The following is a 359-nucleotide window of genomic DNA, read 5'->3' on the forward strand; positions in this document are numbered from 1 at the left end:
CGCTCCACGTGCACGCCCACCAGGTCACCCGGGCGCACCCCGTTGCCGGACAGGTACCGGGCCAGCCGGTTGGACCACACCTCCAACTCGCCGTACGTCACCTGCTGGTCCTCGAAGACCAACGCCACCGCCTCCGGCGAACGAGCCGCCTGACCGGAGAACAGGCCGTCCAGACCCAGCCGGGGGGCGGTGGTGGCGGGCCCGGACCAGGTGTCCAGCAGGTTCTGCTCTTCGGGAGTGAGCAGCGGGATGGAGCCGACAGGGGTGTCGGGGTCGGCCGCGGCCGACTCCAGCAGGAGCAGGGTGCGCTCCAGCAGGAGTCCGACCGTCCTCGGCTCGTACAGGTCGGTGGCGTACTC

General features: G+C 71.3%; 1 protein-coding gene. It reads right to left on the reverse strand.

Features of this window, described 5'->3' with window-relative positions; all coding sequences use genetic code 11:
- Positions 1 to 359 (reverse strand): AMP-binding protein (locus tag M8J74_RS44310; protein WP_249841786.1); only part of this gene is annotated, 359 nt, incomplete at both ends.

The organism is Streptomyces panaciradicis, assembly GCF_023516615.1.
Taxonomy (GTDB): Bacteria; Actinomycetota; Actinomycetes; order Streptomycetales; family Streptomycetaceae; genus Streptomyces; species Streptomyces panaciradicis.